Below are 16,658 nucleotides of genomic sequence, written 5' to 3' on the forward strand. Positions count from 1 at the left end.
TCGCGTTCCTGCAGGCGCTGCGCGCGCCTAAAAAATCGTCTTGCCCGGCACGGCCGAGGCTTCGCCCCGGGCGCCGCCGAAGCGGTCCAGGGTGGCGGCATGCATGCGCTGCGCCAGCACCGCCTCGGCCAGCGCGAAATCGGCCGGGTAGGTCACCTTGAAGTTCTGCGCGCCGCCCGGCACCAGCCGGGGGTGCAGGCCCATGGCCTCCATGGCGCTCGCTTCGTCGGTGGCCGCCGGGCCCAGGTGCTCCAGCGCCTGCCGCAGCGGCCCGAGGCGGAACATCTGGGGCGTCTGGGCGAGCCACTTGTCGGTGCGGTCCACCGTGGAGGACACGCGCACGCCGCCCGGGCCGTCAATCGCGGTCTTGAGCGTGTCGGCCAGCTTGTGGGCCAGCAGCCCGCCCACGGCGTCGTCGGCGCAGGCGTCGATCAACGCGTCGATCTGCGCCGTGGTGACCAGGCAGCGGGCCGCATCGTGCACCAGCACCCAATCTTCGGGCAGCGCGCCGCGCTCTTGCAGCACGCGCAGGCCGCCCAGCACCGTCGCCGCGCGGGTGGCGCCCCCGCAGGGGGCCACGAAGAAGGTGGGCTGAGGCTGGCCGTCGAAAAACGCATCGCCCGGGGCCACGGCCACCAGCGTGCCCAGCAGCCGGCCCACGCCGGCGAACGCGGCCAGGGTGTGCAGGACCATGGGATGCCCGGCCACCGGCTGGTACTGCTTGGGCAGCACCGGCACCTGGCCTGCCGCCACCCGGTCGATCCCCGAAGGCTGCGCCACCGCACGGGCGCCCACGCCGGCACAGGGCACCAGGGCCCAGAAACGCCCCTGGCCGGAGAGCGGTGGCGGCGAAAGGTGCGGGAGCAGATCGGTCATGGGGCGGCCATTGTAGGAGGGCCGGGCGTCCCCATCTGACAACGTGCGCCGAGAGCACGCCGCCTAGAATTGCCACTCGCCCGCACCGCCCGACCGCCGCGCACACCGCGCCCCCGGGGCCGGTGTCCCGGCCCCGACGCACCGCCACCCGCATGGACCTCCCCAAACTCATCCCCGGAAAACGTTTCACCCTGCCACGCCCGGTGGGCAGCGCCGATGCCCTGCTGCTGGCGCGCCTGGGCGAGCGAGAGAAAGCCGCGCGGCGCACCACCGCCATCGTGACGGCCGACGCCACCGATGCGCGGCGCCTCATCGACGAGATGGCGTTCTTCGCCCCCGAGCTGCGCTGCGCGCTGTTCCCCGACTGGGAGACGCTGCCCTACGACACGTTCTCCCCGCACCAGGACCTGATCAGCGAGCGCCTGGCCACGCTGTGGCGCATCAGCCAGGGCGACGCGGACGTGGTGCTGGTGCCGGCCACCACGGCGCTGTACCGGGTGGCGCCGCCCTCCTTTCTCGCGGGCTACACCTTCCACTTCAAGGTCAAGCAGAAGCTGGACGAGGCGAAGTTCAAGGCGCAGCTCACGCTGGCGGGCTACTCCCATGTGTCGCAGGTGGTGAGCCCGGGCGAGTACGCGGTGCGCGGCGGGCTGATCGACCTCTTTCCCATGGGCTCGCTGGTGCCTTACCGCGTGGACCTGTTCGACGATGAGATCGACAGCATCCGCACATTCGACCCGGACAGCCAGCGCAGCCTGTACCCCGTGCCGGAGGTGCGCCTGCTGCCGGGCCGCGAATTCCCGATGGACGACGACGCGCGGGCCAAATTCCGCAGCCGCTGGCGCGAGATGCTGGAGGGCGATCCGACCAAGAGCCGCATCTACAAGGACATGGGCAACGGCGTGGCCACCGCGGGCATCGAGTACTACCTGCCGCTCTTCTTCGACGAGACGGCGACCGTGTTCGACTACCTCGGCGCCGAGGCCACCGTGGTGCTGCATGGCGATCTGGAGCCGGCCTTCCAGCGGTTCTGGCAGGACACGAAGGACCGCTACCGCCTGATCCAGGGCGACCCGGACCGCCCGGCCCTGCCGCCGGAAGCGCTGTTCCTCACCACCGAGCAGTTCTACACCCGGGCCAACGCGCACCCGCAGCTCGCCTTGCGACCGGGTGTGGAGGACATTGCCGACAACGCCCATTTCCAGAAGCTGGGCGACCTGTCGGTGGCGCGCGGTGCCGAAGACCCCCTGGCGCGCCTGCACGCCCACATCCGCAACACCGCGCACCGCGTGCTGCTGCTGGCGGAAAGCGCCGGGCGGCGCGAGAGCCTGCTCGATTTCCTGCGCGCCTCTCAGTTGAGCCCGCCGGCCTTCGACTCGCTGGCCGAGTTCCAGGCCCATGCCGAGGAGAAGGTGGGCATCGCCACGGCCGCCGTCACGACGGGCTTCAGCTGGCTCGGCGACGGCATCGACTTCGTGACCGAGACGGAGCTGTTCGCCGCCGGCGCCACCACGCGCCGGCGCAAGAAGCAGGAGCAGGTGAGCGATGTCGAGGCGCTGATCAAGGACCTGTCCGAGCTCAACGTGGGCGACCCGGTGGTGCACAGCGCGCATGGCATCGGCCGCTACCACGGGCTCATCAACATGGACGTGGGCCAGAAGAACCCCGACGGCACGCCCGCGCTGCAGGAATTTCTGCACCTCGAATACGCCGACAAGGCGGTGCTGTACGTGCCCGTCAGCCAGCTGCAGCTCATCAGCCGCTACACGGGTGTGAGCGCCGACGAGGCGCCGCTGCACAAGCTGGGCAGCGGCCAGTGGGAGAAGGCCAAGCGCAAGGCGGCCGAGCAGGTGCGCGACTCCGCGGCCGAGCTGCTTAACATCTACGCCCGCCGCGCGGCGCGCGAAGGCCACGCCTTCCGCTACTCGCCACAGGACTACGAGCAGTTCGCCAACGACTTCGGCTTCGAGGAAACGGCCGACCAGAACGCGGCCATCCACGCGGTCATCCAGGACATGATCTCGCCCCGCCCCATGGACCGCCTGGTCTGCGGCGACGTGGGCTTCGGCAAGACCGAGGTGGCCCTGCGCGCGGCCTTCGTGGCCGTCACGGGCGGCAAGCAGGTGGCGTTCCTCGCCCCGACCACGCTCCTGGCCGAGCAGCACTACCAGACGCTGATGGACCGCTTCGGCAAGTGGCCGGTGAAGGTGGCCGAGGTGTCGCGCTTCCGTTCGGGCAAGGAGATCACCTCTGCCATCAAGGGCATCGGCGACGGCACGGTGGACATCGTGGTGGGCACGCACAAGCTGCTCTCCGAATCCACCCAATTCCACAACCTGGGCCTGCTCATCATCGACGAGGAGCACCGCTTCGGCGTGCGCCACAAGGAGCAGATGAAGGCGCTGCGCGCAGAGGTGGACGTGCTGACCCTCACCGCCACGCCCATCCCACGCACGCTCGGCATGGCGCTGGAGGGCCTGCGCGACCTGTCCGTGATCGCCACGGCGCCCCAGCGGCGCCTGGCCATCAAGACCTTCGTGCGCAACGAGGGCACGGGCGTGATCCGCGAGGCCGTGCTGCGCGAGCTCAAGCGCGGCGGGCAGTGCTACTTCCTGCACAACGAGGTCGAAACCATCGAGAACCGGCGCCAGAAGCTGGAAGAGATATTGCCCGAGGCCCGCATCGCCGTGGCCCACGGCCAGATGCCCGAGCGCGAGCTGGAAAAGGTCATGCGCGATTTCGTGGCGCAGCGCTACAACATCCTGCTGTGCTCGACCATCATCGAGACCGGCATCGACGTGCCTACGGCCAACACCATCATCATGAGCCGCGCCGACAAGTTCGGTCTGGCGCAGCTGCACCAGCTGCGCGGCCGCGTGGGCCGCAGCCACCACCAGGCCTATGCCTACCTGATGGTGCCGGACATCGAGGGCCTGACCAAGCAGGCCGCGCAGCGGCTCGATGCCATCCAGCAGATGGAGGAGCTGGGCAGCGGCTTCTACCTGGCCATGCACGACCTGGAGATCCGCGGCGCGGGCGAAGTGCTGGGCGAGAACCAGAGCGGCAACATGCTGGAGGTGGGGTTCCAGCTCTACAACGAGATGCTGTCGGAGGCCGTGCGCTCGCTCAAGGCGGGCAAGGAGCCCGACCTGCTGGCGCCGCTGTCCGTCACCACCGACATCAACCTGCACGCGCCCGCGCTGCTGCCTAATGACTACTGCGGCGACGTGCACCTGCGCCTGTCGTTCTACAAGAAGCTGGCCACCGCCAGGACCACCGACCAGATCGACAGCCTGCTGGAGGAGATCGTGGACCGTTTCGGCAAGCTGCCGCCGCAGGCGCAGACCCTGATCGACGTGCACCGCCTGCGCTGCATGAGCCAACCCTATGGCGTGGTCAAGGTGGACGCAGCGCCCGGCGTGATCCACATCACCTTCAAGCCGCAGCCGCCGATCGATCCGATGAACATCATCCACCTGATCCAGAAGAACAAGCACATCAAGCTGGCGGGCAACGAAAAGCTGCGCATCGAGCGCGAACTGCCCGAGGCCAAGGACCGGGTGCAGATGGTGCGCGACGTGCTGCGCAGCCTGGGTCAGCCGCTGGCGCAGGGCGCGCCCGCCTGACGGATGGCTTGGGACGGTGCCGTGGTGAGCGGCATGCCATGCGCGGTTTTTGGTGCCTTCCAACCGGGGCGCCCCGCCATCTGGCCGGACCCTTTGCATTCAGAGCGAAACGTGCCCTGAGCGCAATAAGTACTAGGGCATATAGCTACAAAAATAATAGCGCCCTAACCACCAATCGCTGGCGCACGCGCCAGCACACCGCGAACAGGTGCAGGAATTGCTTGGACGATGGCACGCGCCGGGATGGCACCGGCGGCCATTCGTTCCAACCGATCCAAGGAGTCCGCCCATGCGTGTTGCACGCCCGATCCTGGCATTTTTCTGCGCCCTCGGCCTCGTGGCCACGGCAGCGCCCGCGCTGGCCCAGGGCACCTACCCGGACCGCCCTGTGAAAGTGATCGTCGCGCTCCCCGCTGGCGGCAGCGCCGACATGATCGCGCGCATGGTGGGCCAGAAGATGGCGGCCGAACTGGGCCAGCCGTTCGTGGTGGACAACAAGGCGGGCGCTTCGGGCCAGATCGGCACGCCCATGGTGGCCCGTGCGGCGCCGGACGGCTACACGATCATGGTGTCGCCCGCGTCGTTCCTGACCACCAACAAGAGCATCTTCAAGACCCTGCCCTATGACCCGCAGGCCGACTTCGTGCCCATCACCAAGCTGGTGAACCAGCCGATGGTGCTGGTGGCCAAGGACGCGCAGAAGTTTCCGAGCGTGGCCGCCGTGCTGCAGGCGGCCCGGGCCGCGCCGGGCCGGGTGACCTACGCATCGTCGGGCGACGGCAGCCCGCAGCACCTGGCGGCGCTCATGTTCGGCACGCGCACGCAATCGAGCATGCTGCATGTGCCGTACAAGGGCGGTGCCCCGGCCATCAACGACACGCTGGCGGGCAACGTGGACCTCATGTTCGCCGTGCTGCCCGAAGCGTTGCCGCACATCCAGTCGGGCAAGCTGCAGGCGCTGGCGGTGATGAGCGCGCAGCGTTCGGCGGTGCTGCCGCAGGTGCCCACCATGGCGGAAAGCGGCGTGCCGCAGGTGGAACTGTCGGCCTGGGTCGGCCTGCTGGCACCGGCCAGGACGCCGCAGCCCGTCATCGACCGGCTGCGCAGCGCCGCCCACGCCGCCTTGGCGGGCGACACCCAGGCCCGGCTGGCAGCCAGCGGCATGGAAGTGGCGCCAGGCACCACCCAGCAACTGCAGGACACCATCGCCGCGGAAATCAAACTGCACGCCGAACTGGTCAAGGCGGCCGGGCTGGCGCCCCAGTGAAGCAACGAGGCGGGAGCGGCAGCGATCCCGGCAGAGGCAGGCAGCGGCAGGCGACCTGGGGATAATCCCCGCTGTGTCCCGGAACGCCGCCGCTGCGCGCCGGGCAGTCCCCTCCCCTTCCCTTTGTCTTCGCCGCAGGATCTTTCCTCCCCCCATCCATGAGTGCCGCCACCGAATTCGCTCCCGGCCTTGTCGTCCAAGGCCTTTCCACCCCGCTGTCCCTGTCGGACTTCAAGCTCATCGCATTCGACATGGACTCCACCCTGATCAACATCGAGTGCGTGGACGAAATCGCCGACGCGGCGGGCCGCAAGGCCGAAGTGGCCGCCATCACCGAGGCCGCCATGCAGGGCCTGATCACCGACTACAAGGAAAGCCTGCGCCAGCGCGTGGCCCTGCTGCGCGGCGTGACCGTCGGGCACCTGGAACATGTGTTCGCCGAGCGGCTGCGCTTCAACCCCGGCGCCAAGGAACTGGTGGCCGCGGCCCGCTCCGCGGGCTTGACCACGCTGCTGGTCTCGGGCGGCTTTACGTTCTTCGCCGACCGGGTCCGCGCCGGGCTGGGCATCGATCTCGCGCGGTCGAACCAGCTGGAGGTCGAGGACGGCGTGCTCACCGGCCGCATGGTGGACCAGGCCTGGGGCGACATCTGCGACGGCGCCGAGAAACGCCGGACGCTGCTGGAGGTGGCCTCGCTGCTGGGCATTTCGCCCAGCCAGGCCATTGCCGTGGGTGACGGCGCCAACGACCTGCCCATGATGGGGGCCGCGGGCCTGTCGGTGGCCTACCACGCCAAGCCGGCGGTGCGGGCCCAGGCCAAGGTGGCGATCAACGAAGGCGGGCTGGATCGCCTGCTGGAAGTGCTGCGCTGACGCCCTGGCGTGCCCATCGGCGCGCCACTTCGATTGCTATTCTTTCAATAGCAACCAAGCCAAACGATACTAGGGCATCAGCCTCTTTTCATTCGAATGGCGATCCGCTGCATCGCATAAGAGGATCGCTCGTTATATCGATATGAAAATAAAAGAATGGCGCATGCCCGCGCCCTTCACTACATTCACGTCTTCCAACGGCGCGCGCTGGGGCGCCCTGCCGACCGATCCAACCGACTGAAATGAAAGCCCTCTCCATGCTGAAGAAAACGCTGTCCGCCATTGCCGTTGCCACCCTGGCCTTCTCGGCGCATGCCGCCGATGTGCTTAAGGTCGCGGCCTCGGCGGTGCCGCATGCGGAAATCCTGAACTTCGTGAAGCCGCAGCTCAAGGCCCAGGGCGTGGACCTGCAGGTCAAGGAATTCAGCGACTACATCCAGCCCAATGCCGCGGTGGAAGACAAGCAGCTGGACGCCAACTTCTTCCAGCACCAGCCCTACCTGGACAGCTACAACAAGGACCGCAAGAGCAGCATCGTTGCCGTGCCCGACGGCAAGGTGCACGTGGAGCCCTTCGGCGCCTACTCCCGGAAGATCAAGGCCGTGGGCGAACTCAAGGAAGGCGCTCTGGTCGCCATCCCCAACGACCCGTCCAACGCTGGCCGCGCGCTGATCCTGCTGCAAAAGCAGGGCCTGATCGAGCTGAAGGACCCCAAGAACATCACGGCCACCCCGATCGACATCGTGAAGAATCCCAAGAAGCTCAAATTCCGCGAACTCGAAGCCGCCCTGCTGCCGCGCGCGCTGCAGGACGTGGACCTGGCGCTCATCAACACCAACTACGCCATCGAGGCCAAGCTCAACCCCACCAAGGACGCGCTGTTCATCGAAGGCGCTGACTCGCCCTACGCCAACCTGGTGGCCGCGCGCGCAGACCGCGCCAACGACCCCCGCATCCAGAAGCTGGTGAAGGCGCTGCACACACCGGAAGTGAAGAAGTTCATCCAGGACAAGTACCAGGGCGCCGTGGTGCCCGCGTTCTGAGGGCGGACCAACGTCGCGCCTGCGACCCGCACGCACCGGCACACGCGGCGATGCGTGCGGACCACGTCGCCTGCAGACGGCCGTCGCGTCCGGTGGCCAGCGCCAGCAGCGCACCGGCGCACCGGCGCAGCGGCGCTTTGAGCCACCGGACTCCGTCGGGCTCAGAACACCATGCCCCCGGCAACGTCGATGGTCGTTCCGGTGACCCATCCACCGCGCTGCGACACCGCGAACGCCACGGCGTCGGCGATGTCCGCCGGCGTCCCCACCCGGCCGAGCGGCGTCTTGCCGACCAGCATGTCGACCATTTCCTTGGGGGCATCGGCACTGCCTTCCGTTTTCACGAAGCCCGGGGCGATGCCCACCACCCGGATCTGGCGGGGTCCAAGCTCTATGGCCAGCGAACGCGTCAGCGTGTCGACGGCGCCCTTGGTGGCCGAGTAGGCATGCACCACCGGGTAGGGACTCTTGGCCAGCCCCGAACTGATGTTGACCACGACGCCACCCGCCGGCAGCACGCGCGCAGCAGCCTGCGTGGTCAAAAGCAAACCCCGCACGTTGAGTGCGAAGTGGTCATCGATGCTGTCCGCCGTCAGCGAATCCAGCGAGTCCATGCGGTAGATGCCCGCGTTGTTCACGAGGATGTCCAGCCGACCGAACTGTGCGAGGGCAGCATCGATCAACGGCTGGATCTGCGATGGCTGCGAGAGGTCTGCCTGCGCGGCGACTGCCCGGCCACCGGCGGCGGTGATGCGGCGCACAACGGCGTCCGCGTCCGATGCGGCGGTGGCGTAGTTCACGACGATGGACGCGCCATCGGCGGCCAGTCGCTCGGCGATGCCGGCACCGATGCCTTTGGACGAACCGGTGACGATCGCGACCTTGCCCGAGAGTGAGCTCATGGATGTTCCTTTGGGGTGATGAGGGTGGAGGAATGAAGTGTTGGGATTCCCATCGGCGCCGGGCCGGAGAAGCGCCAACGATAGGCACAACGTCGCTTCAGATAAATGGGCGCTCGCGGCATGCGGCATGAAGCAGTGCTTCACAATCGGCGCCATGTCCCCCGATCTCCTTGCCCCCATTGCCGCGTTCGCGCGCGTTGCGCACCATGCGAGCTTCACCCGGGCCGCCGCGGAACTGGGTGTGTCGCCCTCGGCGCTGTCGCAGACGATCCGCAAGCTGGAAGCCAGTCTGGGTGTGCGGCTGCTCGACCGTTCGACGCGGCGCGTCGGCGTCACTGAACTGGGCCAGCGGTTCCTGGCACAGGCGCAGCCGAGCCTGGCGTCGTTGGCGCTTGCCATCGAAGGCATGAACGAGTCGCGGGACAGGCCGTCAGGGCTGCTGCGGCTCAATGTTTCGCGCACCGCCGCCGACATCGTGGTGCTACCGCACCTGCAGGCGTTCCTCGCGGAGTTCCCGGACATCACGCTCGACCTGCATTGCGACAACGCGCTGCTCGACATCGTGGCTGGCGGCTTCGATGCCGGCATCCGACTGGGGGAGTATCTGGCGCAGGACGTGGTGGCCGTGCCCATCGGCGGGCGGCAGCGCATCGCAACGGTGGCGTCCCCCCGTTACCTGCAAGGACGCGCCTTGCCGCAGGTGCCCCAGGACCTGGCCGGCCATCGCTGCCTCAACGTGCGGCTGGGCGGAGGGATCTACCGCTGGGAATACACGAACAGGGGGCGCGCGGTCGAGGTGGAAGTGCAGGGGCCGCTGATCTCGAACGACGGAGACATCCTGGTCGCGGCAGTGCGCGCCGGCGCCGGTATCGCCTGCGTGTTCGAAGTGCAGGTGGCCGACGACATCGCCGCAGGCCGGCTGATGCCGGTGCTCAAGCCCTGGTGGCCGACCTTTCCGGGCTTCTACCTCTACCACCCGAGCCGCACCCACGTGCCGCGCAAGCTGCGCGTGTTCATTGACTTCCTGCAGGCCCGCGCGAAGCCCTGAAGGCCGCGCCACGCCGCACCAAGCGGGCAGCACAGCGTTCGAGCGAAGGCGCTGCGGCTCGGTGATCCGCACGTGGCGGCACCGCCGCCGGCGCGCTCACTCGCTCGCTCGCCGGATCAATCGCCCTGCAGGCTGCGCGCCACCCACCACGCCAGCGCAAACATGGTGGCACCGGTCAACGTGTCGACCACTCGCCACGCGCGCGGATTGGCGAACACGTGCTGCAGCCGCCGACCCGCGAAGGCCAGCACGAGAAACCACAGCAGGCTGGCGCAGGCGGCACCCACCACGAAGACCCACTTCAGCCCGCCATCCTGCCGCGCGCCAATCGACCCGATCAGCACCACGGTGTCCAGGTACACGTGCGGATTGAGCAGCGTGATGACGGCCAGCGCGCCGACGACGCCCAGTGCACTGCGTTCGGCCCGCCCCGTGGCGGCCAGCGCCGCCTGCGGCGCGCAGAACGCCCGGTGCCACGCAAAGCATCCGTACGCGAACAGGAACACCGCCCCGCCCAACGTCAGGCACCACGCCAGCGTGGGCGATCGGCCCAGCAGCTGCGCCATGCCGGCCACGCCCACCGCCACCAGCAACGCGTCGCTGATGACGCACCAGGCAATGCAGGCGCGTACATGGCGGCCCTGCACGGCCTGGCGCAGCACAAACAGGTTCTGTGCGCCGATGGAGACGATCAACGTCAGGCACACCGTGAATCCGGCCAGCCACGAGGCGGAGACGGAAGCGGCAGAAAAGGAGGGGGGCGAGGCGATCCACATGGGTGAATTGTCCGAACCGCATTGATTTAAGTAAACTTAAAGTCTCTAAGCAATATGAAGCAAAACTAATGCTGGACTATGCCGGCCTGGAAGCCTTGGCGGCCGTGGTGCGCGAAGGCAGCTTCGAGCGCGCTGCGCGCAAGCTGCACGTCACGCCCTCGGCCATCTCGCAACGCGTGAAGCAGTTGGAGGAGCGCGCAGGCCAGGTGCTGGTGCTGCGCGGAACGCCGTGCACGGGCACCGACGCGGGCCGCCGGCTCTGCCTGCACGTGGAACAGGTGGCCTTGCTGGAAAACGAACTGCGCCGTGCCAACCCTGCGTTGATGCCCGACACCCAGGCGCCAGCCCCCACATTGAAGCTGGCGGTGAATGCCGACTCCCTGTCGACCTGGTTCATGGACGCGATGGCGGCCTTCACCGCAGGAGGCAACGAGCTGCTGGACATCCGCATCGACGACCAGGAACACACCGCCCAGCGACTGCGCGAAGGCGAAGTGATCGCCGCCGTCACCGCCAGCGCCGGCAGCATCGCGGGCTGCAACACCTGGCCGCTGGGCGCCATGCACTATGTGGCGGTCGGCAGCCCGCCATTCGTGGAGCGCCACTTCGGCGGCGGCGTGACGCCCGAGACTGCCGCGCTCGCGCCCATGATGGTCTATGGCCGCAACGACCGCCTGCAGGACCAGTGGCTGCAGCGCCAGGGCCTGGCCTCGCGCCGCCACCCGCCCCGCCACTTCATGCCGTCCAACCAGGGCTTCCTGCGCAGCTGCGAGGTCGGCATGGGCTGGGGCATGCACCCCACCGTGCTGATCGAACGGCAACTGGCCGATGGCACGCTGGTGGAGCTGCGGCCTCAGGCGGGGATGGACGTGCCCCTGTACTGGGCGCTGCCGCGCTCGGCCCAGGCGGGGCTGGAGCGGCTCACGCGCTGCGTGATGGCGGCGGCGGGGGCCTGGCTGGGCGACGGCACGGCGCGACCATCGCTTGCTGCGCGTCAAACCCCTTGACGCCGGAACGGGCATGCTCTGCCCCGGCCCGGTCCAACCCACCCGACCACCCGACTTCAACCACCGCGCAGCCCCGCGCACCGATCCGATGGATTCAACCGCTCCCCTTCAGCCCCCCGTTCGGCACACCCTGGACCTGGCGGGCATCACCGACCTCGTGCACGGCTTCTACGCCGACGTGCGCGCCGATGCCCTGCTGGGCCCCGTGTTCGACGCGGCACTGCAGGACCGCTGGGAGCCGCACCTGGCGCGCATGGTGGACTTCTGGAGCACAGTGGCGCTGGGCAGCCGGCGCTACCGCCGCAACGTGCTCGCGCGGCACGGCGCGCTGGAGGGCGTGACGCCGGCGCATTTCGCGGCCTGGGTGGGGTTGTGGCGTCAGCACACCGAGCGCCGCTTCGCGCCGGAGGTGGCGCATTCGCTACAGCAGGCCGCGCACGGCGTGGCCTGCGCGCTGTTCCGCAAATGCTTCGGGCACCTGCCGGCCTTCGACAGGCCGGCCGGAGGCCACTGAGGGCGCGCGCGGCGGCGGTTCAGCGCCGGGTCGCCGGGCCCTGCCCGGCCTGGGCGCGCAGCGGCTCCAGCAGGGCCGACAGGCCGTTGTGGTCGATCTCGTGCATGAGGGCCAGCAGCCGGCCCAGATCGCCGCGCGGAAAGCCCTCGCGGGCGAACCAGTTCAGGTAGTTGCCCGGCAGGTCCGCAATGGCGTGGCCCTTGTACTTGCCGTAGGGCATCTGGACGGTCAGCAGGCGCTGCAGTTGTTCCGGGTCCATGGCGGCTCAGCCCCCGGCCCGCTTGACGGTGTGGCCCCGTTGCCGCAACGCGTCCATCACGCGCTCGACATGATCGCCCTGCACCTCGATCACGCCGTCCTTCACGGTCCCGCCACTGCCGCACGCGGCCTTGAGCTGCTTGCCCAGCAGCGCCAGCGCAGCCTCGTCGAGCGCCATGCCCTTCACCACCGTGACCGCCTTGCCGCCCCGCCCCTTGGTCTCGCGAGAGACCCGCACGGTGCCATCGCCCACCGGCACCGCGCGGGCCGCCTGGCAGGCGCACTGCGCCACGGGCTGGCGGCAGCCGGGGCACATGCGGCCCGATTCGGTCGAATAGACGAGGCCGCCCAGGTCGCTCAGGCGCATGGCGGCACCCCCTGGGCTTTGAAGAAAACGGCGGCAGTGGCAATCAGGCGCATGGCGAGGGGCCCGGGGCGCGGGCGAAGGACGGCGGGCAAGGAATGAAGGCAGGAAATGAGGCAGGAAAGGCCTCGAAGACCGCGAATTATCCGCATCCCGCCCCAGGGCGGCACAATCGCGGGTTCCCTCCTTCGCGCCCCGGTGCGCGCCTGCCATGCCTTTTGCTTCCCTCGGCCTCTCGCCCGCACTTGTCCACGCCGCCGATGCGATGGGCTTCACCACGCCCACGGCGGTCCAGGCCGAGGCCATTCCGGCCGTGCTGCGCGGCGCCGACGTGCGGGCCTGTGCGCAGACCGGTTCGGGCAAGACCGCCGCCTTCGCCTTGCCGCTGCTGCAGCAGTGCCTGCCGCACACGCTGGCCCAGGCCGGCCGGGGGGCGCGCCGCGTGCGGGCCCTGGTGCTGGTGCCCACGCGCGAGCTGGCGGAGCAGGTCGGCGAGGTCCTGCGCGATCTGGCCCGGCACCTGCTGCCGCAGCGCCTGGCGGTTGCCGTGGTGTTCGGCGGCGTCTCCATCAACCCGCAGATGATGGGCCTGCGCAGCGGGGCCGACATCGTCGTCGCCACGCCGGGCCGCCTGCTGGACCTGGTGGACCACAACGCGGTGGCGCTCTCCGCCGTGCAGACCCTGGTGCTGGACGAGGCCGACCGCCTGCTCGACTTAGGCTTCGCGGAAGAACTGAACCGCGTGCTGGCCCTGTTGCCCGTGCAGCGGCAGAACCTGCTGTTTTCGGCCACCTTCGCACCGGCGGTGGCCGCGCTGGCCGACGGCCTGCTGCGCGAGCCGGTGCGCATCGAGATCGCCCACTCGCCCGAGACCACGCCCGACATCGCCCAGCGCGCCATCGCCGTGGACCCGGGCCGGCGCACGCAGCTGCTGCGCCACCTCGTGCAGACGCACGAATGGTCGCGCGTGCTGGTGTTCGTGGCCACGCAGTACGCGGCCGAGCACGTGGCCGAGAAGCTCTACCAGGCGGGCATCTTCGCCTCGCCCTTCCATGGGGGGCTGAGCCAGGGCGCGCGCAAGCAGGTGCTGCAGGAGTTCAAGGACGACCGCTGGCAGGTGGTGGTGACGACCGACCTCGCCTCGCGCGGGATCGACATCGCGCAGTTGCCCGTGGTGGTCAATTTCGACCTGCCCCGCTCGGTGACCGACTACGTGCACCGCATCGGCCGCACCGGCCGCGCGGGCGAGACCGGCGTGGCCGTGAGCTTCGTGAGCGCCAGCACCGAGGCGCACTGGCGCCTGATCGAAAAGCGCCAGCGCATGGCCCTGCTGCTGGAGCAGATCCCCGGCTTCGAGCCCACCGAGGCCGCGCCCGCCGCGCCGCCGGGCAACGGCGGCATCAAGGGCAAGCGCCCGAGCAAGAAAGACAAGCTGCGGGCGGCCGCGGCCCGCCAGGGCCAGGAGAACGGCGGCGCGAACGACTGAGCCGCGCCTGCCGTCGTCGCTCGATCAGCCGCGGGTGCGCGGGTACAGTGGGTAGGCCGGGTCGGTGTAGCCCGGGGTGGACGGGTGGCCCGGGGCCACCAGCTCGTTCACCAGCGCTTCGTCCTGCGCGGTGATCTCCACGCCCAGCGCGGGCGCGTAGTCCTGCCACTGCGCCAGGGTGCGCGGGCCGGCGATCACGGCGCTCACCGCGCGGTGCGCCAGCACCCAGGCCGTGGCGAACTGGGCCAGCGTCACGCCGCGTTCCTCGGCATGTTGTTTCAACTGCTGCGCGATCTGCAGCGATTCCTCGCGGAACTCGGTTTCGGCCATGCGCTTGTCGCCACGTGCCGCGCGCGTGCCCTCGGCGGGCGGCTGGCCCGGCAGGTACTTGCCGGTGAGCACGCCGCGCGCGATCGGGCTGTAGGGCACCACGCCCACGCCGTGGTGCTCGCAGGCCGGCAGGATCTCCACCTCGGGCATGCGGTTGAGCAGGTTGTAGTACGGCTGGCAGACCACGGGCCCGGGCAGGCCCATGCGCGCCGCCAGGTGCACCAGCTCCGTGATGCGCCAGGCGCGGAAGTTGGACACGCCCCAGTAGCGGATCTTGCCGGCGCGCAGCAGCGCATCGATGGCGAACAGCGGCTCCTGCAAGTCCATGTCGTTGACGTCGCGGTGCAGGTACAGGATGTCCACGTGGTCGGTCTGCAGCCGGGCCAGGCTGGCATCCACCTCGCGCAGCATCCAGGTGCGGGAATACTGCGATTCGTTCACCCGGTCGGACATCTTGTTGCCCAGCTTGGTCGCCAGCACCCAGTCGTGGCGCTGGCCCTTGAGCAACCCGCCCAGCATCGTTTCCGAGGCGCCCCGGGTGTACACGTCGGCCGTGTCGATGAAGTTCACGCCGCGCTCGCGCGCGTCGGCCACGATGGCCGCGGCCTCGTCGCGCCCCGTCTGGTCGCCGAACATCATGGTGCCCAGGCACAGGGCGGAGACTTGCAGGTTGCTGCGGCCAAGGCGGCGGTATTGCATGGCAAGGACCTTTCGGTGAAAAGAAATAGAGGGAGAGGAAGCGAACCCGGCGGGCGCGCGCGGCAGGTCAATAGTGCGGCGGCAGTTCGTCGCGCAGGCTGCGCACGGCCGCACCGCCGCCTTCGGGGATCTGCTGGCGCAGCTGGGACACCTCGGCGATGAGCCGGTCGATCTGCTGCTGTTGCCGGTAGATGGTGAGGTTGAGCTGGTCGAGCAGGTCTTCGGCGAAGCTGGCCTTGATCTCCAGCTCGTTCAGGCGCTGTTCGTTGGGATGGGTGTCGGGCATGCCGCTATTGGAACCCAAACCACGCTTCACCCGCCGCCGGTGCCTGGCGACGCCCCCAGCACCCGTGCCACCAGCTGTCGGGCGGGGGTCGGCAGCGCGTCCAGTTCCCGCACGCACAGCACCAGCGAGCGCACGGCCCACGCATCGTCCAGGGCCACGGCCCGCACGCCGGCCGAACGGCCGCAGCGCTGCACCACGGCGCGCGGCACCACGGCCAGGCCCACGCCCTGCCCCACCATGCGGCAGACCGCCTCGAAGCTGCCAAGGCGGATGCGGTAGCGCGGGCGGGTGCCCAGCCGGCGGGCATGGCCTGCGAGGTGGTCGTCCAGCGCGCTGCCGGCCGACAGGCCCACCAGTTCCCAGTCCAGCACCTCGGCGAATGCGATGCGGCGGCGCACCGCCAGCGCATGGCCGCGCGGCACCACCAGCACCAGCGGGTCCGCCCCCAGCACGAAGGCCTGCAAGCCCGCGGCATCGACCGAATCGGCCAGCACGCCGATCTCGCACACGCCGTGGCGCAAGGCGTCCACGATCTCGTGGCTGGGGCGCTCCAGCAGGTCCACCGACATGCCGGGATGGTCGTGCAGGAAACCCGCCAGCCGGTCGGGCAGCCAGTCGCTCAGCGCGGCGCTGTTGCACATCAGGCGCACGTGGCCGCGCAGGCCCGAGGCATGGTCGCCCAAGTCCCCCTGCATGCGCTCGATCTGCTGCAGCACGATCAACGCGTGCTGCAGCAAGGTGCGCCCGGCGGGGGTGGGCGACACGCCGCGCCGCGTTCGCAGCAGCAGCGGCACGCCCAGCGCGGATTCCATGCCGCGGATGCGCTCGCTGGCCGACGCCAGCGTGATGCAGCTGGCTGATGCGCCGGCGGTGATGGTGCCCGCCTCCAGCACGTTGGCGAACAGTCGCAGATCGGTCAGGTCGAAAGCCATGGGCGCCAAGGTAGCACGCCCTGCCTACGGCCTCGCCTGAGGCAGGCTGCGCCGAATCCCGATTGCCGCGCCGACGGGCGCCTCCAACAATCCACGGCATGACCGCATCGCTCCCCCCCACCGCCTTCCTCGCGGCCACGGCCGTCTTCCTGCTCGCCGGGTGCGTCAAGGGCGTGGTGGGCCTGGGACTGCCGACCGTCGCGATCGCGCTGCTGGCCCTGGTCATGCCCCCCGCCCAGGCGGCGGCCTTGCTGGTGGTGCCTTCGCTCGTGACCAATCTGCTGCAGCTGCGGCCCCTGTCCGGTCTGGGGCCATGGTGCGCCGGCTGGGCGGCATGCAGCTGGGCGTGTGCGCGGGCACGCTCGCGGGGGC

16 protein-coding genes and 1 pseudogene are annotated in these 16,658 nt (G+C 69.5%); 9 read left to right on the forward strand and 8 right to left on the reverse strand.

Annotated elements, in window-relative coordinates; genetic code table 11:
• Positions 1-27 precede the first annotated feature (27 nt).
• On the reverse strand, positions 28-876 hold the full coding sequence (locus tag AC27IO_RS02715; protein WP_498737148.1) for an IspD/TarI family cytidylyltransferase: 849 nt from the start codon (positions 874-876) through the stop codon (positions 28-30).
• Positions 877-1,028: 152 nt separating this feature from the next.
• Between AC27IO_RS02715 and mfd the strand changes: the two genes are divergently transcribed.
• From mfd to AC27IO_RS02735, 4 genes are all read left to right on the forward strand, one after another.
• Positions 1,029-4,502, forward strand: coding sequence for a transcription-repair coupling factor (mfd, locus tag AC27IO_RS02720; RefSeq protein WP_498737149.1), 3,474 nt, complete (start codon positions 1,029-1,031; stop codon positions 4,500-4,502).
• 289 nt (positions 4,503-4,791) lie between these two features.
• Positions 4,792-5,769: a Bug family tripartite tricarboxylate transporter substrate binding protein gene (locus AC27IO_RS02725; protein ID WP_498737151.1), complete on the forward strand. Its 978-nt coding sequence runs from the start codon at positions 4,792-4,794 to the stop codon at positions 5,767-5,769.
• A 158-nt stretch (positions 5,770-5,927) separates the two neighbouring features.
• On the forward strand, positions 5,928-6,641 hold the full coding sequence (serB, locus tag AC27IO_RS02730) for a phosphoserine phosphatase SerB (protein WP_272564097.1): 714 nt from the start codon (positions 5,928-5,930) through the stop codon (positions 6,639-6,641).
• 257 nt (positions 6,642-6,898) lie between these two features.
• On the forward strand, positions 6,899-7,684 hold the full coding sequence (locus AC27IO_RS02735; RefSeq protein ID WP_284409001.1) for a MetQ/NlpA family ABC transporter substrate-binding protein: 786 nt from the start codon (positions 6,899-6,901) through the stop codon (positions 7,682-7,684).
• A gap of 161 nt (positions 7,685-7,845) precedes the next feature.
• Here the strand turns inward: AC27IO_RS02735 and AC27IO_RS02740 are convergent, their stop codons facing one another.
• The gene (locus AC27IO_RS02740) at positions 7,846-8,586 is read right to left on the reverse strand and encodes an SDR family NAD(P)-dependent oxidoreductase (protein WP_284428829.1); all 741 of its coding nucleotides are present in this window, start codon (positions 8,584-8,586) and stop codon (positions 7,846-7,848) included.
• 154 nt (positions 8,587-8,740) lie between these two features.
• Here AC27IO_RS02740 and AC27IO_RS02745 point away from each other — a divergent pair, with 154 nt between their 5' ends.
• A complete protein-coding gene (locus AC27IO_RS02745) occupies positions 8,741-9,634 on the forward strand; it encodes a LysR family transcriptional regulator (protein ID WP_498737154.1) in 894 nt (297 codons plus the stop codon).
• A 116-nt stretch (positions 9,635-9,750) separates the two neighbouring features.
• On the opposite strand, the gene AC27IO_RS02750 is transcribed toward AC27IO_RS02745, so the two are convergent.
• Entirely contained in the window at positions 9,751-10,410 is a 660-nt protein-coding gene (locus AC27IO_RS02750; RefSeq protein ID WP_498737156.1) for a LysE/ArgO family amino acid transporter, read from the reverse strand.
• Between the two features lie 68 nt (positions 10,411-10,478).
• Here AC27IO_RS02750 and AC27IO_RS02755 point away from each other — a divergent pair, with 68 nt between their 5' ends.
• Positions 10,479-11,417, forward strand: a complete 939-nt coding sequence (locus AC27IO_RS02755; RefSeq protein WP_487087961.1) for an HTH-type transcriptional regulator ArgP — start codon at positions 10,479-10,481, stop codon at positions 11,415-11,417.
• A gap of 88 nt (positions 11,418-11,505) precedes the next feature.
• Positions 11,506-11,931, forward strand: coding sequence for a group III truncated hemoglobin (locus AC27IO_RS02760; RefSeq protein WP_498737169.1), 426 nt, complete (start codon positions 11,506-11,508; stop codon positions 11,929-11,931).
• A 19-nt stretch (positions 11,932-11,950) separates the two neighbouring features.
• Here AC27IO_RS02760 and AC27IO_RS02765 read toward each other — a convergent pair whose 3' ends face one another.
• Together AC27IO_RS02765 and AC27IO_RS02770 are read right to left on the reverse strand one after the other, a co-directional pair.
• Positions 11,951-12,190 (reverse strand): DUF3820 family protein, encoded by a 240-nt coding sequence (locus AC27IO_RS02765; protein WP_284408989.1) that lies wholly within the window; start codon positions 12,188-12,190, stop codon positions 11,951-11,953.
• 6 nt (positions 12,191-12,196) lie between these two features.
• Positions 12,197-12,556, reverse strand: a complete 360-nt coding sequence (locus tag AC27IO_RS02770; protein WP_498737159.1) for a translation initiation factor Sui1 — start codon at positions 12,554-12,556, stop codon at positions 12,197-12,199.
• 208 nt (positions 12,557-12,764) lie between these two features.
• Here AC27IO_RS02770 and AC27IO_RS02775 point away from each other — a divergent pair, with 208 nt between their 5' ends.
• The gene (locus AC27IO_RS02775) at positions 12,765-14,039 is read left to right on the forward strand and encodes a DEAD/DEAH box helicase (RefSeq protein WP_498737161.1); all 1,275 of its coding nucleotides are present in this window, start codon (positions 12,765-12,767) and stop codon (positions 14,037-14,039) included.
• 24 nt (positions 14,040-14,063) lie between these two features.
• On the opposite strand, the gene AC27IO_RS02780 is transcribed toward AC27IO_RS02775, so the two are convergent.
• The 3 genes from AC27IO_RS02780 to AC27IO_RS02790 form a co-directional block, all read right to left on the reverse strand.
• Positions 14,064-15,068 carry an aldo/keto reductase gene (locus tag AC27IO_RS02780; protein WP_498737163.1) on the reverse strand — a complete coding sequence of 335 codons (1,005 nt, stop codon included), beginning with the start codon at positions 15,066-15,068 and terminating at the stop codon, positions 14,064-14,066.
• Positions 15,069-15,135: 67 nt separating this feature from the next.
• Positions 15,136-15,354, reverse strand: a complete 219-nt coding sequence (locus AC27IO_RS02785) for a SlyX family protein (protein ID WP_272564107.1) — start codon at positions 15,352-15,354, stop codon at positions 15,136-15,138.
• Between the two features lie 26 nt (positions 15,355-15,380).
• Positions 15,381-16,286: a LysR family transcriptional regulator gene (locus AC27IO_RS02790; RefSeq protein WP_498737165.1), complete on the reverse strand. Its 906-nt coding sequence runs from the start codon at positions 16,284-16,286 to the stop codon at positions 15,381-15,383.
• A gap of 98 nt (positions 16,287-16,384) precedes the next feature.
• Between AC27IO_RS02790 and AC27IO_RS02795 the strand changes: the two are divergent.
• Positions 16,385-16,658: pseudogene (locus tag AC27IO_RS02795) on the forward strand (sulfite exporter TauE/SafE family protein); the annotation flags it as partial.

The sequence above is a fragment of the Acidovorax sp. KNOB132 genome (assembly GCF_057541515.1).